14 protein-coding genes are annotated in these 20729 nt (G+C 44.3%); 13 read left to right on the top strand and 1 reads right to left on the bottom strand.

Translation table 11 applies throughout. The features are described from left to right. The first annotated feature begins 6 nt into the window (after window positions 1-6). The 11 genes from DW159_RS05445 to DW159_RS05395 all read left to right on the top strand — a co-directional run bounded on the left by DW159_RS05445 (window position 7) and on the right by DW159_RS05395 (window position 16481). Window positions 7-2838, top strand: a complete 2832-nt coding sequence (locus DW159_RS05445) for an ABC transporter permease (RefSeq protein WP_117549223.1) — start codon at window positions 7-9, stop codon at window positions 2836-2838. A gap of 3 nt (window positions 2839-2841) precedes the next feature. Continuing rightward, window positions 2842-3522, top strand: coding sequence for an ABC transporter ATP-binding protein (locus DW159_RS05440; RefSeq protein ID WP_015533878.1), 681 nt, complete (start codon window positions 2842-2844; stop codon window positions 3520-3522). Then, on the top strand, window positions 3512-4630 hold the full coding sequence (locus DW159_RS05435; RefSeq protein WP_308936782.1) for an ABC transporter ATP-binding protein: 1119 nt from the start codon (window positions 3512-3514) through the stop codon (window positions 4628-4630). Before DW159_RS05440 ends, DW159_RS05435 begins: the two co-directional genes overlap by 11 nt. A gap of 76 nt (window positions 4631-4706) precedes the next feature. Then, complete coding sequence (locus DW159_RS05430; protein ID WP_117549221.1) at window positions 4707-6278, top strand: hypothetical protein; 1572 nt, start codon at window positions 4707-4709, stop codon at window positions 6276-6278. Window positions 6279-6601: 323 nt separating this feature from the next. Continuing rightward, entirely contained in the window at window positions 6602-6937 is a 336-nt protein-coding gene (locus tag DW159_RS05425) for a metal-sensing transcriptional repressor (RefSeq protein WP_022216248.1), read from the top strand. Between the two features lie 65 nt (window positions 6938-7002). Beyond that, window positions 7003-9555: a heavy metal translocating P-type ATPase gene (locus DW159_RS05420; protein WP_117549220.1), complete on the top strand. Its 2553-nt coding sequence runs from the start codon at window positions 7003-7005 to the stop codon at window positions 9553-9555. A 13-nt stretch (window positions 9556-9568) separates the two neighbouring features. After that, window positions 9569-11101, top strand: a complete 1533-nt coding sequence (gene cls / locus DW159_RS05415; protein ID WP_015533874.1) for a cardiolipin synthase — start codon at window positions 9569-9571, stop codon at window positions 11099-11101. 15 nt (window positions 11102-11116) lie between these two features. Then, window positions 11117-12892, top strand: coding sequence for an O-antigen ligase family protein (locus DW159_RS05410; protein WP_117549218.1), 1776 nt, complete (start codon window positions 11117-11119; stop codon window positions 12890-12892). Between the two features lie 146 nt (window positions 12893-13038). After that, window positions 13039-14259, top strand: coding sequence for a tyrosine--tRNA ligase (tyrS, locus tag DW159_RS05405; RefSeq protein WP_117549216.1), 1221 nt, complete (start codon window positions 13039-13041; stop codon window positions 14257-14259). 289 nt (window positions 14260-14548) lie between these two features. Next, window positions 14549-15163, top strand: coding sequence for a PBECR4 domain-containing protein (locus DW159_RS05400; protein WP_242992616.1), 615 nt, complete (start codon window positions 14549-14551; stop codon window positions 15161-15163). Then, window positions 15156-16481, top strand: coding sequence for an MFS transporter (locus DW159_RS05395; protein WP_117549214.1), 1326 nt, complete (start codon window positions 15156-15158; stop codon window positions 16479-16481). The genes DW159_RS05400 and DW159_RS05395 overlap by 8 nt, the downstream gene beginning before the upstream one ends. Before the next feature lie 48 nt (window positions 16482-16529). On the opposite strand, the gene DW159_RS05390 is transcribed toward DW159_RS05395, so the two are convergent. Continuing rightward, window positions 16530-18548 (bottom strand): hypothetical protein, encoded by a 2019-nt coding sequence (locus DW159_RS05390; RefSeq protein WP_117549212.1) that lies wholly within the window; start codon window positions 18546-18548, stop codon window positions 16530-16532. A 447-nt stretch (window positions 18549-18995) separates the two neighbouring features. On the opposite strand from DW159_RS05390, the gene DW159_RS05385 reads away from it, so the two are divergent. Both DW159_RS05385 and DW159_RS13820 read left to right on the top strand, forming a co-directional pair. Next, on the top strand, window positions 18996-19640 hold the full coding sequence (locus tag DW159_RS05385; protein WP_158547579.1) for a LytR/AlgR family response regulator transcription factor: 645 nt from the start codon (window positions 18996-18998) through the stop codon (window positions 19638-19640). Between the two features lie 160 nt (window positions 19641-19800). Further along, the gene (locus tag DW159_RS13820; RefSeq protein WP_242992615.1) at window positions 19801-20688 is read left to right on the top strand and encodes a DUF6273 domain-containing protein; all 888 of its coding nucleotides are present in this window, start codon (window positions 19801-19803) and stop codon (window positions 20686-20688) included. Window positions 20689-20729: the final 41 nt, after the last annotated feature.

Raw genomic sequence — 20729 nt, 5'->3', positions numbered from 1 at the left:
GATATAATGTTTAAATTTTTATCACATAAATTATTGAACAAGAAGTGGTTAAATGCATGTCTCCTGCTTGGAATCATATTGCTGGTGGCTGTTGCATCGTGCAACCCAATGTTCAAAAACGGAGCGCTGGATATGCTCATGTCGTCCAAGTTTGACGCGGCGATGGTAGAGCAGAACAAGTATCCGGCAACTATCGGCAGATCAGGCTCATGCGCAGTAGACGATTATGCCGATGCCGATGCAGTACTTGGCAGGATCGGCAAATATGAGGACATGTGGAACTACTACATGGAGATAGATGCTCTGCAGAAGCAGACCAGCCTGTCACTTCAGGCGGGCTACACCCAGAGCAACCTGAATCACAGGACCAGCTTCAACATGACATATATGCCACAGATAGAGGATCATGTGAACATAACATATGGAACGTCACTCGAGGATGCCAAGACAGAGGATGGTGTGTATCCGTGTATCATCTCACAGAGAAACCTTGACAAATACGGCCTTGTCGTTGGAGAGGTATTCAGCATAGATACCGGACTCAGCGATGCCGTTGACACACAGGGCAATCCTATGAAGTATCAGATCGTAGGTGTATTTGAGGAGAAGGATTACTCAGACAGCTTCTGGTATGACCAGCTTGCAGATCTCGACAGCGAGGTATATGTGAAGAAGGATGACTTCAACGACATGATAGGCAAGTACGGCTTCCTCACAATATACTACGTGGATCACGTCATGCTTGACTACTCACAGATAACACACAAGAATGCCATGGACACGCTGTATTATCTCCAGTCATTTGAGAAGTCAGATAAATATTTTGAGCAGAATTTCAGCAGTGTGCTCATAGATTATAAAGGCGATGCAAGAACCATCGGTATAATCATATGGGTTCTGGAGCTCCCAATACTGGTTCTGCTTCTGGCATTCATTTACATGGTATCAAGTCAGATACTTGAGATGGAGGATGGAGAGATTGCCATGCTCAAGAGCCGTGGTACCAGCACGAAGCAGGTTCTCGGAATATACCTTGGACAGTCGGCAATACTGTCGGCGATAGCCATAGTGATAGGAATCCCTATAGGATATCTTCTGTGTAAGCTTGCAGCAAGCACGGATTCGTTCCTGCAGTTTGGATTTAAGGATACACATTTCTATGGAGTAGATCCGTGGATGATAGTATACAGTCTGGCTGCCGCTGTTATAGCTATATTATTTGTGACACTGCCGGTGTTCAAATACGCCAAGAACTCCATAGTAGAGCAGAAGAGCAGAACAGGAAAGGTAAATTACAAGCCATTCTGGGAGAAGTTCTTTGTGGACGTCATCCTTGTGGCACTTTCAATATACCTCCTGTACAATTACAACAAGCAGAAATCGACGATAGCACTCGATATACTTGCGGGTTCAAGACCTGATCCGGTCATCTTCCTGAACTCCTCACTCTTTATATTTGCAGTGGGACTTCTGGTGCTCAGACTCATCAAATACCTGATAAGACTGATATACAGGATCGGAAGAAAGAGATGGTCACCGGCTGTGTACGCATCATTCCTGCAGATCACACGTACGGTCAAGAAGCAGGGATTCATATCGGTGTTCCTTGTAATGACAATAGCCATGGGTATGTTCAACTCGAACATGGCAAGAACCATAAATAAGAACAAGACACAGCGAATAGATTACAATCTGGGAACGGATCTTGTGGTACAGGAGCAGTGGACCAGAGGAACATACATAGACAAAGACAAGAAGACCCACTGGTATTACACAGAGCAGGATTTTGAGAGATTTACAAAGCTCGAGGACAGCCTGTGCGACAAGGTGACAAGAGTCATATACGACGACAATACCGTCATAAAAGCGGGCGGCGAGGAGTTGGCGGGCAGCGTACTCATGGGTATCAACACCAAGGAGTTCGGTGAGACGGCCAGACTGCAGAGCGGACTCAACAAGGAGCACTGGTACAATTACCTGAATGATCTTGCAACAGTGTCGAATGGAGTCATCATTTCATCAAACCTTGCAAAGAAGTACAATATAAAGGTTGGAGATTCCATAAACTATGCGAGATACAGTCCTATTGCAAGCAAGGAGAAGGAGGAGATCGCATCTCCTAGCGGAACGGTATGTGCCATAGTGGATGCATTCCCAGGATTCCAACAGTATGTGTATGAGAAGGATTCCGAGGGAGAGATGCAGGAGGTGGAGAGATACCTCGTAGTTGCCAACTATGCATATGTTGTTGGTGCATTCAGTCAGACACCATACCAGGTATGGATGCATCTCAAGGATGGTGTGGACTACAAGGATGTACTTCAGGCACTCAGTGATGAGGATGTCAATATAGTGCAGTATGAGAGTGTGGATAAGGATGTGTCAGAGATGCAGGAGTCACCTCTGGTGCTCATAACAAATGGTCTGTTCTCACTGTCATTTATCATAGCGATCATACTTTGTACGGTGGGATTCCTGATATACTGGATAACATCCATCAAACAGAGAGAACTTCTGTTTGGTATCTACAGAGCTATGGGTATGAGCATGCGTGAAATCAACAAGATGCTCATAAATGAGCAGATATTCAGCTCGGTACTTGCCAGTCTGGCGGGATACGGAGTTGGTGCTGCGGCTACGGCGCTTTTCGTCAAGCTGGTTGCCGTGGTTTATCTGCCGGAATCACACAACATAGCGATATCGATAGCTGTGGATCCTTACGACATCATAAAGCTCACAGCGGTTGTTGTATTTATGTTTGTTGTATGTTTCGTAGTCATAAGAACTATATTGAAGAAGATGAATATAACACAGGCATTAAAGCTGGGGGAGGATTAATCTATGGATGAAATTATGATAGAGGCACATGGAATCAAACGCTGTTTCAGACTTGGAAGCGGAGAAGATTTCTATGCACTCAAGGGAATAGATATAACAGTCCCGGCTGGAAAGCTCACTATACTCAAAGGTCGTTCAGGATCGGGTAAGACGACACTGCTCAATATCCTGAGCGCGCTGGATGAGCCTACTGAGGGCGAAGTGATAGTCGGCGGCCACGTGTACAGCGAGATGAACGAGAAGGAAAAGGAGAAGCTGAGAAGATACAATATAGGATTTGTATTCCAGTCGGTTGCCCTGATCCCGATTATGAGTGCGTATGAGAACGTCGATTTCGGACTCAGACTTGCGGAATATGAGGGCAACAGGGATGCCCGTATAAAAGAGGTACTCGATCTGGTGGGACTGTCATCCAGAATGACGCATTTCCCAAATCAGATGTCAGGTGGTGAGCAGCAGAGAGTTGCCATAGCCAGAGCGGTGGCTCATAAGCCAAAGGTAATATTTGCGGATGAGCCTACAGGAGCCCTTGATACGGCTTCGGGACTTGCAGTCATGAAGCTGTTCCAGGAGCTGGTGTACAAGGAAGGAATAACGATAGTCATGACGACACATGATCCGAAGCTTATGGAGCTCGGTGATGTAGTATATGAGATAGAGGATGGTGAGATAGTTGAGCGATAAGCATTTATTCAGAAAAAAGAAGAACGATGCTGTGGAGCCTGAAACTATAGCACCGGATGTGGAGACACAGGACATGGAGAACACGGATGGCCAGGAGACGCAGGAGTTCGTGTACGGCATGGATCTTCAGGAAGACGAGGGCACTGACAGCGGGAAAGCCGTGGAAGCAGATCCTGAGGCTGGCACAGATAAAGAAGCCGGCGGGGAACGCCTTGGTTCTGAGGAGAATATCATAGAGTGTGACAGCCTTGTCAAGATATACAAGACTGACGATGTGGAGGTCATGGCTCTTCAGGGGCTGGAGCTCAACATCAAATACGGCGAGCTCATGGCGGTCATCGGAAAGTCGGGATCAGGAAAGTCCACACTCCTCAATATGATCGGAGGACTTGAGAGACCTACGGCCGGAAAGCTGTATGTCGACGGCAAGGATCTGTTTGCGATGACGGATAAGGAGCTTGTGGAGTACAGAAAGCACACTGTAGGATTTGTGTGGCAGAAAAACTCCAGAAACCTTTTGCCATATATGACAGCCATAGAGAATGTTCAGGTACCTATGTACTTCGACAAGAGCAACAAGGAAGACAAGTATGCAAGAGCCCATGATCTGCTCTGCAGAGTGGGACTTGAGGACAAGATAAATTCATATCCATCTCAGATGTCAGGTGGTGAGCAGCAGAGAGTTGCCATAGCCATAGCCCTGGCAAATAATCCGAAGATACTTCTTGCGGATGAGCCGACGGGAGCCGTGGACAGCAAGACATCCAACATGATACAGGATCTGTTCAGAAAGCTGAACGAAGAGCTCGGGATAACGATAATCATAGTTACACATGATATAAGTCTTGCAAATAAGGTGGGACGTGTGGTTATGATTGCGGACGGCAAGATTAGCACAGAGAAGATCATGAAGGAATCTTACAAGGACAGAATGAACGAGCTGACGACAGATGGCTTCTCATCTGATGATTCACATGAGGAGTTCTCGATACTCGATAAGGCAAATCGTGTACAGATAAGCCCTGATATGCTGGCTGCTGCCGGAATCGACAGCAATAAGGTCAAGGTTCAGGTTGTTGACGGCAAGGTCATCATCACAAAAGAGTGATAGCAGATGGTGTTGTGTCAGCGGGGAAAATATATTATAATTACTTCAATTAAGTAAGGAAAGGTTGGTATTTTATATGAGAAAAGCGGGTTACAAAAAAGCGGCGGCGCTGCTTTTGGTGACATTACTTGTGGCAGGAACTGCGCTCACAGGATGTGGCAAGAAGAAGGTGGATTACAACATGGGAGACGACGAGAACGGCGGTGGCGGCGGTAAGCTGGCATCAAGACTCGACGTACCGGAGTCATACAATGGCAAGCTTGAGGGTATCAATGCAGATACAGGTCTCACAGATGTATCCATAAATGCCACAGAGATAGAGGTGCCTGACACAGATAAGATGTCAGTGCTTTACTATGAGCGTAACAATGTAGACAATGACTATAAGAAGCGTGTGTGCGAGAATATATTTGACGTGAGCGCCGGTGTATATGTATATAACTGGGATAAGCCATACAAGGAGGATGTACAGAGAGAGATAGATTCACTTCAGGCTATGATGGATCAGGCAACATCGGATGATGACAAGAGCTATTATGAGGATTACATGAAGACCCTCAAGGATCAGCTCAAGACAGCGTCTGATACGAGAGAGGGTGCCGGAGATTACAGTGGAGACACATTCGTCGGATCTGTAGGGGACAACGAGTTCATTGTAACATTCTATGGAAGTGGCGATGACATGTCCACAGGCGGTGGATTCTCACTGGATTACTATCCATCGGATCAGCTTATACAGTACAGACCTAAGGATGGCGCAACAAGTGTATACTGCTACAGCAGTGAATATTCTGACGAGGAGGCTTCCGCAAACACAGCTTCTATCAGTGCGGCAGATGCTGAGCAGAAGGGAACAGATTTCCTTGCATCATGTGGAATCTCAGATGTCATAGAAACAAGTAATTTTGATCTGCTGTGGGATTACAGCGATGCATCAAACAGCACAGTTGCCGCAGAGAAGAATGGTTACATGGTAACATATAAGCGTTCTGTGGACGGTGTGGCTCCATATACACCTAATGTATACGGCCTTGACACACTCGCAACAAGTGATGAAACGTGGTATGACACCATGGATGAGACATTCCAGCTCGGCATTGATGACAATGGACTTATCTCAGCATATTGCCTTGATTCCTTCAGAGCAACAGGAGACAAGAAGGACAATGTTGATCTTATAAGCTGGGATGATGCACTCAAGAAGCTTCCGGAGGCTGTAAATAAGTATTACACAGACAACAAGACACAGTACAGCACCATTGAGTTCAACGATGTAAGACTTACATACTACAAGCTCAAGGATGGAGATAAGTACACATACAGCCCTGTATGGGTATTTGCACAGTGCGACAAGATGGAGGATGGAAGCCTCGATAAGGATTATCCAATACAGCTCATCATGTTAGATGCTACCACAGGAGATATGATAGATCTTAAGGATGTCCTGAACCAGCAGACATATGATTCATCTGTAGTTGATTCTGTTATTGACAGTGATTCAGATTTTGATATAAGTGACGACAGCCTCATTGATGAGACTGATATAACTGATACTGACGATGCAGACAGCAGTGATGAGTCAAGCGCAGATGCGATTGATATCGGAGATGCTGATATCGACATGGGCGATCAGGATACAACAGAGTAAATAAAACTCAGACATATAGGTTAAAGGAGAAAAACCCTCATAGACTGATAAAGTGGTATAAATATTGGTCTATGAGGATTTTTTATTGTTGACACATACCCCCATGGGGTATATAATCCGTGGATGAAAAGAGAATTTAACAGCCGTAATGTGCAGATAATAAACAGATGGCATATATGCAGCGTCATTTGAAATGTGAACAGAAATGGCTGATGTACAAGGGATGTGTCAAGTTTTCTATGAAAACTTGACATGTAGCTCCAGCCATTTGCCGAAGGCAAATTTTGCATGGCTGGAGTTCAATAAGGCTGGAGGAAAGATATATGGAAGAACAGAAGAAATGCTGCTGTCATCATGGCGGAGAGATAAGCGATGTGGAAGCCAGGGTGAGGACAAGGACAGACGAGGAGTATAAGAAGCTTCTCAACAGACTGAACAGGATAGAGGGGCAGATAAGAGGCGTGAAGAGTATGCTGGAAAATGATGCCTATTGCACAGACATCGTGCTCCAAGTGTCGGCGATCAATGCGGCACTCAACAGCTTCAACAGACAGCTCCTTGCCGAACATATCAGGACCTGTGTTGCAGATGATATAAGAAATGGCAAGGATGATACTATAGAGGATCTGGTAAATACGGTTACCAGACTTATGAAATAGATATGTCAGTTATTGGCAAGTGCGGTTACGAACAGACTGATGCTTGATAAAGGAAGGTGAAATATATGGACAAGTACAATGTGACAGGAATGACATGCAGTGCATGCAGTGCAAGAGTCGAGAAGGCCGTATCCAATGTTGAGGGAGTTATCTCGTGTCAGGTGAATCTCCTGACCAACTCCATGATGGTGGATGGAACAGCCGACAGTGGAACTATAGTGGCTGCAGTTGAGAAGGCAGGATACGGTGCGAGTCTGGCGGGTGGAAGATCTGCTGGCGGAAATACTTCACATTCAGGTGGGAAGAGCAGCGGTTCCGGTGAGAGTGAGGCGGACAAAGAATTTGGAAAAATGAAGAAGAGACTGGTGGCATCAGTTATAATTCTTATTCCCCTCATGTATATATCAATGGGACATATGATGTGGAACTGGCCGCTGCCAAGCTTCTTTGACGGCAATCATGTGGCGATGGGACTCACGCAGATGCTGCTAACCATAATTGTGATGGTGATAAATCAGAGATTCTTTGTGAGTGGATTTAAGGGAGCTATACACGGCTCGCCTAATATGGATACGCTGGTGGCCATGGGCTCAGGTGCCTCATTCATATACAGCGTGTACGTGCTCTATGCCATGACAGCGGCGCAGACAGCAGGTGACGGTGAGCGTGTCATGACGCTCATGCATGATTTTTATTTTGAATCTGCGGCCATGATACTGGCGCTTATAACAGTCGGCAAGACGCTTGAAGCATATTCAAAGGGAAGAACCACGGACGCACTCAAAGGTCTGATGGATCTTGCCCCGAAGACAGCCGTTCTCATCAGAGATGGTGAGGAGGTCACCGTGGATATAGACGAAGTTGCGGTTGGAGATATATTTGCCGTTAGACCGGGTGAGAGCGTTCCTGTGGACGGAGTAGTCCTTGAGGGGGATTCCGCTGTGGACGAGTCAGCTCTCTCGGGTGAGAGTATACCTGTGGATAAAACTGCAGGAAGCCGTGTGTCTGCGGCGACTATCAACCAGTCGGGTTATCTGAAATGTCGTGCTACACAGGTAGGTGCGGATACCGCACTGTCCAAGATAATAGATATGGTAAGTGATGCGGCGGCTACCAAAGCTCCAATAGCAAAGCTTGCTGATAAGGTTTCGGGAGTGTTTGTACCTGTTGTCATACTGATAGCATTTATCACGATGATAGTGTGGATAATAGTGGGTAAGGATGCCGGTTATGTGCTGGCGAGAGGAATATCGGTACTTGTTATAAGCTGCCCATGTGCACTTGGACTTGCCACACCTGTTGCGATCATGGTGGGAAATGGAATAGGTGCCAAGCACGGAATACTGTTCAAGACTGCGACTGCTCTTGAGGAGACAGGAAAGAGCAGCATAGTGGTCATGGACAAGACCGGAACGATCACAAAGGGAGAGCCTGTAGTGACGGATATACTGGCAGCCGAGAATGTCAGTGGTGACGAGCTGATGCAGAAGGCTGCGGCTCTGGAGAAGCTGTCAGAGCATCCTCTGGCAAGAGCTGTGGTTGGATACTACAGTGAGAATTACCAGACAGGTGATGCACAGAAGGATAAAAATTATGAGGTATCCGATTTCAAGGCTGTTGCGGGCAACGGTCTGATGGGAAGTTTGAACGGCAGAAAGATCATCGGCGGAAATATGGATTATATAAAGGGATATGCAGATGTACCTGAGACGATGAAGGACAGTGCGGAGAAGGTATCACAGCAGGGAAAGACACCTATGTTCTTTGCCGAGGAGGCTGACGGAGATTACAGAGTCCTTGGAATAATAGCCGTGGCGGATACTGTGAAGGAGGACAGCGCTGAGGCCATAAGCCAGCTTCAGTCAATGGGACTTTCAGTAGTTATGTTAACCGGTGATAATGAGAGAACCGCAAAAGCCATAGGAGAGCAGGTCGGCGTGGACAGAGTAATAGCGGGCGTGCGTCCGGACGGCAAGGAGAGCGTTGTGCGCGATCTCATGCAGAAGGGGCATGTGATCATGGTTGGTGATGGAATAAATGATGCCCCTGCACTCACAAGGGCAAATATAGGAATAGCCATAGGTGCAGGCACGGATATAGCCATAGATGCTGCGGATGTTGTTCTCATGAAGAGTGAGCTCACAGATGTTCCGGCGGCCATAAGACTCAGCAGGGCAACAGTTAAGAACATAAAAGAGAATCTTTTCTGGGCATTTATATATAATATAATTGGAATACCACTTGCCGCCGGCGTGTGGATCCCGATATTTGGCTGGACGCTCAATCCTATGTTCGGAGCGTTTGCCATGAGCCTGTCAAGTTTTTGTGTTGTTACAAATGCGCTGAGGTTGAATTTGACAGACATTTATGATAAAAATAAAAGATATAGAATCAAGGAGGACAAAGTTATGACAAAGACAATGAAGATCGAAGGTATGATGTGTGGACATTGTGAAGCCAGAGTCAAGAAGAGTCTTGAGGCCCTTGACCAGGTGCAGGAGGCTGTAGTCAGCCATGAGACAGGAACAGCGGTTGTCACTCTCAAGGCAGACGTTGATGACAGCGTGCTCAAGAAGACAGTAGAGGATCAGGATTATAAGGTGACATCAATTCAGTAAAGGCAGGAAATATATGAAGAAGATACTGAACAGATTGCTAAGCAGAATGGTAATAACGTGCTTTCTTGTGGTCGTCCAGTTGGCGATCATGATACTGGGGGTTGTTTTTCTTCAGGACAGATATATCTATATATCGGGTGCTCTCAAGCTGCTCAGCGTAATAGTTGTAATGTATCTTATAACAAAGGATACTAACCCTATGGTAAAGATGGCATGGATGGTGCCGATACTCATATTCCCGGTGCTGGGAGGTCTCATGTATGTGCTCTATGGACATGTGCTGATACCTAAAAAACTCAGAAAGAATTTTCTGCGGGTTCTCCAGCAGGAGGTATATGAGAACGTCAAGGGGGACAACTGGGTCCCAGCGGAGAATTTAAAGTCGGAGCCTACATACAGGATATGTAATTATATGGAGAATGTGGCTGAGGCGCCTCTGTACAAGCATACCAGTGTAAAGTATTATGCCATAGGCGATGATGTGATGGATGATCTCATCAGAGACCTGGAGAGTGCGGAGAAGTATATATTCATGGAATATTTCATCGTGGACAAGGGTTATATGTGGGATACCATACTTGAGATATTGAAGCGCAAGGCTGCGGAGGGACTTGATGTCAGGTTCATGTATGATGACATCGGATCTGTGTTCAATGTGCCGAAGTATTACTGGAAGGAACTTGAATCCTACGGTATCAAATGTATGGCGTTCAATCAGGTGGTTCCATTCTTTGCCACTATCTTCAATAACAGGGATCACAGGAAGATCACTGTTATTGATGGCAAGATAGCTCACACCGGCGGTTACAACATGGCTGACGAGTATATCAACAAGATAGAGAAGTACGGCAAATGGAAGGACAGTGGAGTGAGACTTGAGGGCGAGGGCGCCTGGAGCTTCACTGTTATGTTCCTTCAGATGTGGAACAGCTTCAGATATTCAGAGGGAAGCTACAACAACTATAGACCGGCGGAAATCGACTATAGTGGCGTAAGTGACGGATATGTTCAGCCGTACAAGTCCAGTCCTCTGAGCGGAGAGAATGTGGGTGAGAATCTGTACATGCAGATGATAAATGATGCACAGGAGTACATTTATATATTTACCCCATATCTTATCGTGTGTAACGAGCTCATGATGGCACTGAAGCTGGCAGCCAAGAGGGGCGTGGATGTGCGTATTGTTACGCCGGCCATCCCGGACAAGAAATATATATACAAGATGACCCAGTTTAGCTACAAGGAGCTGCTTCTGGCGGGTGTGAAGATATATCAGTACACGCCTGGATTTATACATTCAAAGACTTTGCTCATGGATGGCAAGCTTGCATCTGTGGGATCCATCAATCTGGATAACAGGAGCTTCTATCACCACTTTGAGTGTGGAACTCTCCTGTATGACTGCAAGGCCATAGAAGATGTGAAGAAGGATATGATGGATACATTTGCCGAGTCGGAGGAGATAGATATTCCGTGGTGCAGAAATAACATAAGCAGGGTGAATATACTTGGTGCGATACTCAGATTATTGTCACCGCTTTTATAAAAGGAGTATAGCCGTATGGGCAGAAAAGACAACATTGCAGGAGACGGCAGGTGGGAACTTCAGAACGGAATAACCACATTATTTCTTATATATATGGGGGCTGCATATCCCCTGATAATGCATGACAAATATTTTGATATAACAGTAACCAAGTACAGGGCGTTCTATATTGCGCTGTGCATATATGCGGTGCTCATGGTGCTGGCGGTGCTGGTGGATGTGCTGGGACGGAATGTCAGCACAGGGCATGGGTCGCAGAGCTCAGGCGGGAATGTAGATGCTTCAGCAGGGGCGGCACATGGCAGCAGGTTTATTGGACGCCTGAGACATTTTATGGATATGCATAATATCATGGCCATGGATATATTCATGTCAGGATTTGTTCTGGCAAGTGTTATGGCATTCTTTATGTCAGGGAATAAGGCAGCAGCATATACAGGCGAGGAGGGCAGAAGGTGCGGACTTCAGTTCGTGCTGCTGACCTTTTTCCTGTATGTGTGTATGGCGAGATATTGCAGGATAAGGCGGTATGTGGTGGTCATATTCATGCTTGCGGGCTCATTTGTGGGAATTGTCGGCATATGCCAGTTCATGGGATATGATTTCCTTGGACTCAGGGACGGACTGATGCAGAGCATTAGAAATGTATACATATCCACATTTGGAAATATCGACATATTTGCAAGCTTCCTGTGCGTGCTGGTTCCGGTGGCAGCCGGGGCGTATATCAGCTCGGCGGGAAAAGAGAGCATACTGATAAGGATAACAGCAGTTATCGCAGTGCTCACGGGAACGGGTGCGGTGATCATATCCAATGCAAACCTTGCATATGCAGGTGTGGGAGGTGCCATGATAGTGGCGTGGATATGGGCGTCATACCGTGGAAGGATAAGAGAATTTGCGGATGTGTGCTTGGTCATGGCGTGCGGAGTCCTGGCGATCAGTATTATGCTGGGACAGACGGACAGTGGATATTCGGAGCTTGACGGACTGAGCTGCTTTGTGAGTGACAGCCGGGTGGTGTGGATAGTGTCCGTGGTCGTTCTCGTTGTATGGGCGGCCATAAGGCTGGCTTCAAAGTGGACTGTAAAGTTCCGCGGAAAGGCAGCACTTGCTGTATCGGTCGGCGTATCGCTTGCAGGCATCGTGGCTGCAGTGATATATGCGGTGCACAACCACATGGGTATATTTCCATTTGAGGATTCCTGGGGGAATTACAGGGGGTTCGTGTGGAGAAGACTCATGGAGGCGTACGGGGATTTCAGTGTTCCACAGAAGCTGTTCGGTTATGGAAATGAATCGGTGAAGTCGGTCATGACGGACAGGTACTATGACGATATGATGAATACGGTGGGTGTTATATATGATAATGCTCACAATGAGTATCTGCAGTATCTGATAACCACAGGAATATTCGGTGCAGTGAGTTACGTAGGACTGCTGGTTACCACAGGTGGTGCTCTTGTGAGAACCGCGGTATCAGGAGCTGTGATGAATGAGAATGAAAACGCAAGCGGACAATCTGCAGGAAAAAGATCGAAGGAGAAGAAGACATCGAGAGATTCAAGGGCTGCAAGAGATTCAAGGACTGGCTTGGAGTGTCTGATTGGGTACGTTGCGGATGAGGGCGGTATGATAGCTGTGCTGTTCGGGATAACCGGGTATGCCGTTCAGGCATTTGTCAATCTGAACCAGTCACTCACAACGCCATACATATTTCTGCTTATAGCCATGGCAGGAGGACTGTGCCGCAGATACAGGTGTCGATCAGGAATCGGCGGCAGAAAATGATGTATGAAATATGATTTATAAGAAAATAATACAGGGAATTGTGTGTATATACTTGCCACAGTGCATAGCAAAATGTTATAATATTTGCCTGTGTGGTGCTAGTGAACCGCACATTGAATAAATAAATACAGGAGGTCTAGAGGGACATGCAGATTTATGACGAGCTTGTAGCCAGAGGGCTTATAGCGCAGACAACAGATGAAGATGAAATTAGAGATTTGGTAAATAATGGTAAGGCAGTATTCTATATTGGCTTTGATCCGACTGCTGACAGCCTGCATGTAGGCCACTTCATGGCGCTCTGTCTGATGAAGAGACTTCAGATGGCAGGCAACAAGCCTATCGCGCTGATAGGTGGAGGTACAGCCATGATCGGTGATCCATCAGGCCGTACAGATATGAGACAGATGATGACAAAGGAGACTATCCAGCACAACGTTGACTGCTTCAAGAAGCAGATGAGCAAGTTCATAGACTTCTCAGATGACAAGGCGCTTCTCGTCAACAACGCAGACTGGCTTCTCGACCTTAACTATGTAGATGTTCTCCGCGATGTTGGAGCATGCTTCTCAGTCAACAACATGCTTCGTGCAGAGTGCTACAAGCAGCGTATGGAGAAGGGACTCAGCTTCCTTGAGTTCAACTACATGATCATGCAGAGTTACGACTTTTACGCACTGTACCAGAAGTACGGCTGCAACATGCAGTTCGGCGGCGATGACCAGTGGAGCAATATGCTTGGTGGTACAGAGCTCATCAGAAGAAAGCTTGGCAAGGATGCATACGCCATGACCATCACACTTCTCCTCAACTCAGAGGGCAAGAAGATGGGTAAGACACAGAAGGGCGCTGTATGGCTTGATCCTAACAAGACATCACCATTTGAGTTCTACCAGTACTGGAGAAATGTGGCAGATGCAGATGTATTAAAGTGCATCCGTATGCTCACATTCCTTCCACTTGAGGAGATTGACAAGATGGACAACTGGGAGGGCAGCCAGCTCAACCAGGCAAAGGAGATCCTTGCATACGAGCTCACAAAGCTTGTGCACGGCGAGGAGGAGGCTGCAAAGGCTCAGGAGAGTGCAAGAGCACTGTTCTCCAAGGGTGTTGCAGCAGACATGCCATCAGTGACACTTGCAGCAGACGATTTCAAGGACGGCGCTATTGACATTGTGTCAGTTCTCGTTAAGTCAGGTCTTGTCACATCCCGTAATGAGGGCCGACGTGCCGTTGAGCAGGGCGGTGTTGCTGTTGACGGTGAGAAGATCACAGATGTCCAGACTACAATTCCAGAGGAGAAGTTCGATGGCGAGGGCGTTGTTGTGAGACGTGGTAAGAAGAACTTCAGGAAGGTTAGTAAGTAAGCACGCGAGAAAAGTATATAGGTTGACATATACAAATGTTTAGTATAATATAATAGATAAGAAAGCACTGGGTTGCACACGGAGCAACAAAGATCCGTGGCTATATTATTGCGATTATATCAATATAATGATTCGAGTGATACGAAGTACTTAGAGTACAATATCATATCCAGTATGAGGATTAGGTCATACGCTGATGCTTTGAGTGATATCAAGGCGAACGGCCAGTGGTTATTCAAAAAAGGGAAGCGATGAGCTTCCCTTTTTATGTACTATAAGGAGGAAAATATTGGGGAAGTCACAGATAATACGGAGAATACATAGGTCGGCATTAAAATATAAAGAAATATTTGTTGGAAATACATATATGTTTGTATTCAATAATGATTATGTTGAGGTTATGTTTAAGAAATCTTCATTTATGCATTTAACAGGAGTGGCATCATGCCTAAAGGCGGATGATTTTTATAATCATGCATTGACTGAGAGAGGTCTACGACCGGGAGAGATATTTTTTAATGAAGATCATCCATACGACCTTGCAGATAAGAAAACTAGTATTCTTATTGGATTGGGTGATATTACCATTAAAGATTCCAGTGTGGTCATGGATATAGAGACAAAGACGTTTTCTTATAAGTTAGGAGTTGCAAATCTGGAGTTTACAGTATGTTTAGGGGATGACAAAAATTCGCAAGGCGAGATACAGGGTAATTGTAAAGTCCCGTATTCGTTCAGAGTTGAGGGAATAGAAAACAGTAAATCAGATAAGATATATTCAGTATCACATGTGTTGAAAAAGAAAACAGGTGAGAAAAAATATCATATATTGACTTATGGTGATATAGGCAACTTGAAATATCTTAAAGATGAGATACAGGAGAAACTAGAGTTGGATGAATAACAGTACAGTAGATTGCAATAAGAAAAATCTGGGGAGAACTGCTATTGCAGTTGCCGCCTTAATAATACTAGTCCAGTTCATAGACTCCTACTGCACAGAGATATTCGGTAGAACGCAGTCACTGTCGGTTACTACATTCCTCATAGATGCCCGTGAAATGAGTGCGGATGAAGGTGTGGCTTACATGAGCAGGATGATGCTACCATTTTATCTCATCGGGATGCTCACGCCATTTGTGAGATCTTACGCGGACATAGTTGGAAGAAAGGTGATGCTGTTCATAAATGTTGCACTTCTGGCGGTGGGCAGTGTCATATGTATGCTGGCGGACAGCCTTATAATCTATCTCCTTGGAAATGGAATACTGATACTCGGCTACTCATTGGATATACATATGATATACATAGTGGATATGCTGCCCGCAAACAGGCGTGCCACAGTGAGGGGAATATGCGGTGGAACAGCCATGGCAGCGGCCATGTGTATTCCGCTGATGAGATCTTTGGTTGCCAATAGATCCGGGCATGGCTGGCAGGAGATATATGTTGTGGGAATTGCCGGTGGTGTTGTAATACTTGCGTGCATGGGAATATACATGGTGGTGAGATCTGCAGCGGGACAAGGCAGTTGCGGCGGTGATGAAATACAAGAAAATGAAACGGCCACAAACGAAACATTCATAAAAAGGGAATCTGTAAAAGATGGAAATATTCATTTTATACAGACACTTGGAGCGTTATGTAAACAAAATAGAACTAAGGCGTTGCTGATATCTATTTGTGCTGTCGGACTTGCCACGGCTGGCATACAGTATTACAATGAGCCACTTCTGGCATTTGGCGGAATGATTGAGAAAAATGTCAATCTAGTCCTGGTGTGGCAGCCGATGACAGCGCTCGCGGTGAATGTTATCACAGGAATAGCGGCTGACAGAACACGCCGCGAATACGTGGTTGCAGCCGGAATCACATTGAGCCTTGTGTCAGGCTGCGTATTCATAATTGGAGCAGGTCATATAGCATCCCCTGTTCTGATGGGAATCCTGTGGGGAAGTATGAGCGGATCTTATTACTCCTCAGAGGAGCTCATCAATATGATGGTGATGGAGAGTGCTGCTCCGGAGGTAAGGGGTAGAGCCTCGGCTATGTCCACATTTGCCTATGGAATAGGAGATCAGCTTGGAATATTTACCATCAGCATTGTGGTGGGGATAGCCGGAATGCGGTGGACAAAACTGATGTTCCTCGGCATACCGCTCGTGGCAGCGATGATAGTGATAAATAGACATCTGAAAATCAGATCAGACCGTCAGGCGTGAAAAACTCCCGGGAATGGTACAGATGAATGTGCCGTTCCGGGAGTTTTATTATGCCTGTTTCTGTTCATTTAAAAGTTTTCTGATTTTTTTCTTTATCTTCCTGTATTTGAGCAGCGGATACAGGAGAAATGCCCATATGACATAGATGCCAGCCAGAAATGGCAGTGCGATAATGTTCGACAGCTTGTTGGTATGCCACACAGCTACGCTGAAATATGCCACAAATATACATAGAGCCACATCCGTGATGAGATGGATCTTCTGATTTACAATGTACATCGGGTGATATCTGTCATCCGGAGGCTGTATGTCTGAAGTGCATACGCCCTCTTCAAATTTGCAGAAGTTATAGTTATATATACCCCTTGCGATCGCCAGATCTGAGATATTACCCGCGTATAGGTGATGCCTGAACAGCTGGCTCACGGCAAGGTTATCAGAATCCGGATTGCCCGCATAGAACGAGAAATCAGCCATTTTCTGATAGTGGGTTCTGGCCCTCAGAAGGATCAGTATGTTCAGGATACCATTTAACAGAATCAGGATCATGGACACTGAATACAGCATGGAGGCTGTTGGCATACGAAAGTACCCAAAATCCGGTTTCACAAGCTGCAATATCTCCGCAATCACACCCAGGGACGACAGTGTGATGATAAATGCGGTCAAGGTCGCCCAGCTATATCTGGAGCAATCGGATACCTGGTCGTATATATGTCGTATGCAGTCCTCACTGTAATTGGTGAGCTTGTTGTATCCGGTATGTCTGAATGAATCCAGTTTGGGATCGTAATCCCACGAGCACATGCGCGCCACCCCATATCCAGATGACGGCGTGTGTCCGGAGGCCTGATCGGAAAAGTAGGAATCGTATTTCCTGTATGCAATGTGGTCATACAGCATGCTGTCTATGAGCATCACCCCGCCAAATGATGCGCTGACCAGAGCAACCAGAAGCGGGAAGCTGTTGAACACAAATGATATCACGACAAAAAGTACGCCCGCTATGCAAAATAGAGTGATGATCAGTCTGCGATTTCTCTGTATGGCATTGAATGATTCCGAACAGTTCTGAAAATGGTTATATGTAATGCTGTAAGTATTATTCTTCTCATCCAGCACGGAATGCTCCAGTACGAGACTCAGGTCGGAATATTTCTTGTGGAGCGAGAAAGGGATAAATCTCAGCGCCGTCAGGATGATGGAGGCGCAGAGCATCACGATACTGAACAGAGTCCCCTTAAAGCTCGTCTCATCATAGTTACTTATCCACACTGATGAGAATATGGTTGCCAGCATCTGGACCGAGTACAACACTATGAGCGTGTATGTGGCAAATGCCTGGAGTTTGTTTACTCTGCTGGCATCGTTCATCAGTTTTTGGAAGTGTGGGTTGTTGAGGTCATTTTCTTTGACCCGTTTGTCGGTAAAATCTTTTCTTGTGAGGGCGATTTCTGAAGCATATGCAGGGAAGTTTACATCATCAAACAGGGAATATAGCAGTATGGTGGCCAGATATTCTGATGGTGATGTGCATTTGAACACAGTACAGTAATGTGGCAGATGACTGTCTGTTGATATGACATTACTCAGGTAGGTCTGAAGTTTGGTTATGAAAGAGTCATCTATGTCACATCTTTTTTCGATCATAGTATCCAAATGGTCACATAATTTATCATAGTCTATGGAAGTTAGAAGTTCACGTATAGGAATCGGCTGCATGCTTCCATTGTAATTCTTAGTAGCAAGATTAGAAAAAAACGATCCAAGCTTTTGCCCAGTAGGATAACTCTCATTTGGGTGGATGAGATAGTAAAGAGGCAGTTTTGGTGATGAGGCAACCTTTTTAAGCTCATCAATGGACGACTCTTTAAACACAGAATACGACAGGATAACATCAATATCGTCAGATTGATTAGGATTACGTGTGAAAAATAGTTGGCTAAATGTGTGCTTATTCGAATATGAAGATGTCTGTGGGACGATTGGTATATCAAGACCAAGATATTTTATAAATAATTCCTCTAAAGAATATACGTTTTCAGCTGGTCTGGTACGGTAATTCATATTGCATTCCCCCTCAGGTGTTTATTTAGGCGTGATAGTTAAACTGCGATTCCAGTTATTATAGAATAATTTACCAATTATATATGAATATATAATAAATATTTGTCGGATTCAACAGAAGAAGACGAGATTTGGTCATAAAAAATCTGGTTTTTATCCATTAATTTAACGGAAAACCCCCTAATGCAGAATAGACACTGAAAAACAAATAATAGACAATGCACTGATTGCTATACCTGTTTGAATGACTAAATCGAATATTACTTCAGACTTTATAATGTATGGTAATAATTGAATATATTCCCATAATCCGATACATTTAGATAGTAATGAGGCGAGAACCGCATAGATAAATGAGGGGAGAGAAAATTCAATATGGTGAAAATCGGAGTGTGTGACGTGAATGAGGACGAAACACGTCGAACAGTGTATCTTTTGGAATCTCAAATGAGAAATGGCGTTATTGATAAGGATAATGTGACGATCGTTTCACATTCCCTTGAGTCGGTAATGTTAGATCTGGACGATCAGAAATTTGATTATGACATATTTATAACTGAATTGTCATTCTATAACGGCAGAAATGGCGTAGAGCTTGCAAAACGTATCAATAAAGCAGCACCATCCTGCAATATCATTTTTTATACAAATAAAATCCCTAATGAACTTGATATATACGAAAGCAGACATGTGAACTGTATGCTCAAAGGTCGTCATGATGGCAGGTTGGTTATGACTACCGGTAGACTAATTGAAACTTTAATGAGTGAGAAGAGTAAGGCTTTTATCAAGATCAGATTTGACAGAAATATTATTATATTGGATTGCCAGGAGATAATGTATATAAAGATAGAAAATCGAGTAACCAAATTCTATACCGCAAGGACTGAAGAGAATGAAAATAGAGTGTTCTGTGAATACAGACCATTAAGTGAGATAATTAAAGAATTGCCGGATAATTTCGTGAGATGTTCCGCATCAGCTGTGGTTAATAAGAATCATATAAAGCAATATAATCATCAGACTGTCACAATGATGGATGGTGCGGTGATAAAGATTGGAAGACGGTATGGTGATGTGGTGGGAGGATAGCTTGTTATTCATCCTGTATTGAATTATCCAAAATAATGTTATGTTGTTATGCAATTCTATCGCATATTTTTATAAAATAATATAAAATATAACAGTAATTGATATAAATTTTAAGAATCTAAGTTATAGAAATGTAGTAGAAGACGAGTGGAGGAACGCAATGGCATTAATAAAATGTCCAGAATGTGGACGAGAAATATCGGATAGAGCCTTAAGTTGTCCGGGATGTGGAATAGCAAAGGATGATATACAAAAAATGTTTGTAGAGCAAAATGCTAATGATGCAAAATTGCATATAGACTATGATAAACTTAAAAAGAAAGAATTTAATTTCAGAGAGATTGCTGATTATCCAACTATATCTATTGTTCCCACTTCAGATAAAATACTTTATGCTAAAAACCAATGGGTTAACGGTGAAAGTGCATGTGGAATGAAGTATGGTAAGTTTAAATATGCAGCTTGTGAAGAAGGCGATATTATTAGATTTGGAAATTATGCGAATAAGCCTATAGAATGGATTGTATTAAAAATTATAAATAATAAAGCTCTAATTATATCAAGAAATATTATTGATTTATTACCTTATAATGAGAAACGAGAAGATGCAATATGGAAAGAATGCTCGTTGAGAAGATATCTGAATAATGAATTTGTTGAAAAAAGTTTTTCAAAAGAAGAAAAACTACTAATAGAGCAGGTTTGTGTAAAGGATACGAGTAATAGAAGTGGTGAAATGTCTAGAAAAAAAGAAACAGTAGATATGGTATTCTGCTTAAGTTTAAGTGAAGTTTTTAAATATTTTGAGTTTTATAAGGATAGAGTAGCGATTCCGACAGAATATGTTAAAAGAAAAGCTTCGGAATATAATATAAGATATCTTTTAGATGAAAAGCGTGGTGGCGGTGACTGGTGGTTGCGCTCAATGGGAATTGATGGTTTTCTAGCACCAGCTGTGGGGGGGAACGGTTTCATTATGGAGCCGGGAAATTTAGTGAATAGCATTTCGTGTGGTGTTAGACCAGCGTTATGGATATGCATTAAGTGAAAATAGTTACTGTTTATTTTAAATTATCGAGTAGTACGTAT

This window comes from Coprococcus sp. AM14-16 (assembly GCF_003434675.1).
GTDB classification, from domain to species: domain Bacteria; phylum Bacillota; class Clostridia; order Lachnospirales; family Lachnospiraceae; genus Coprococcus; species Coprococcus aceti.
Note: the sequence above shows the minus strand (reverse complement) of the source record. Positions and strands in the feature narration are given on the sequence as shown.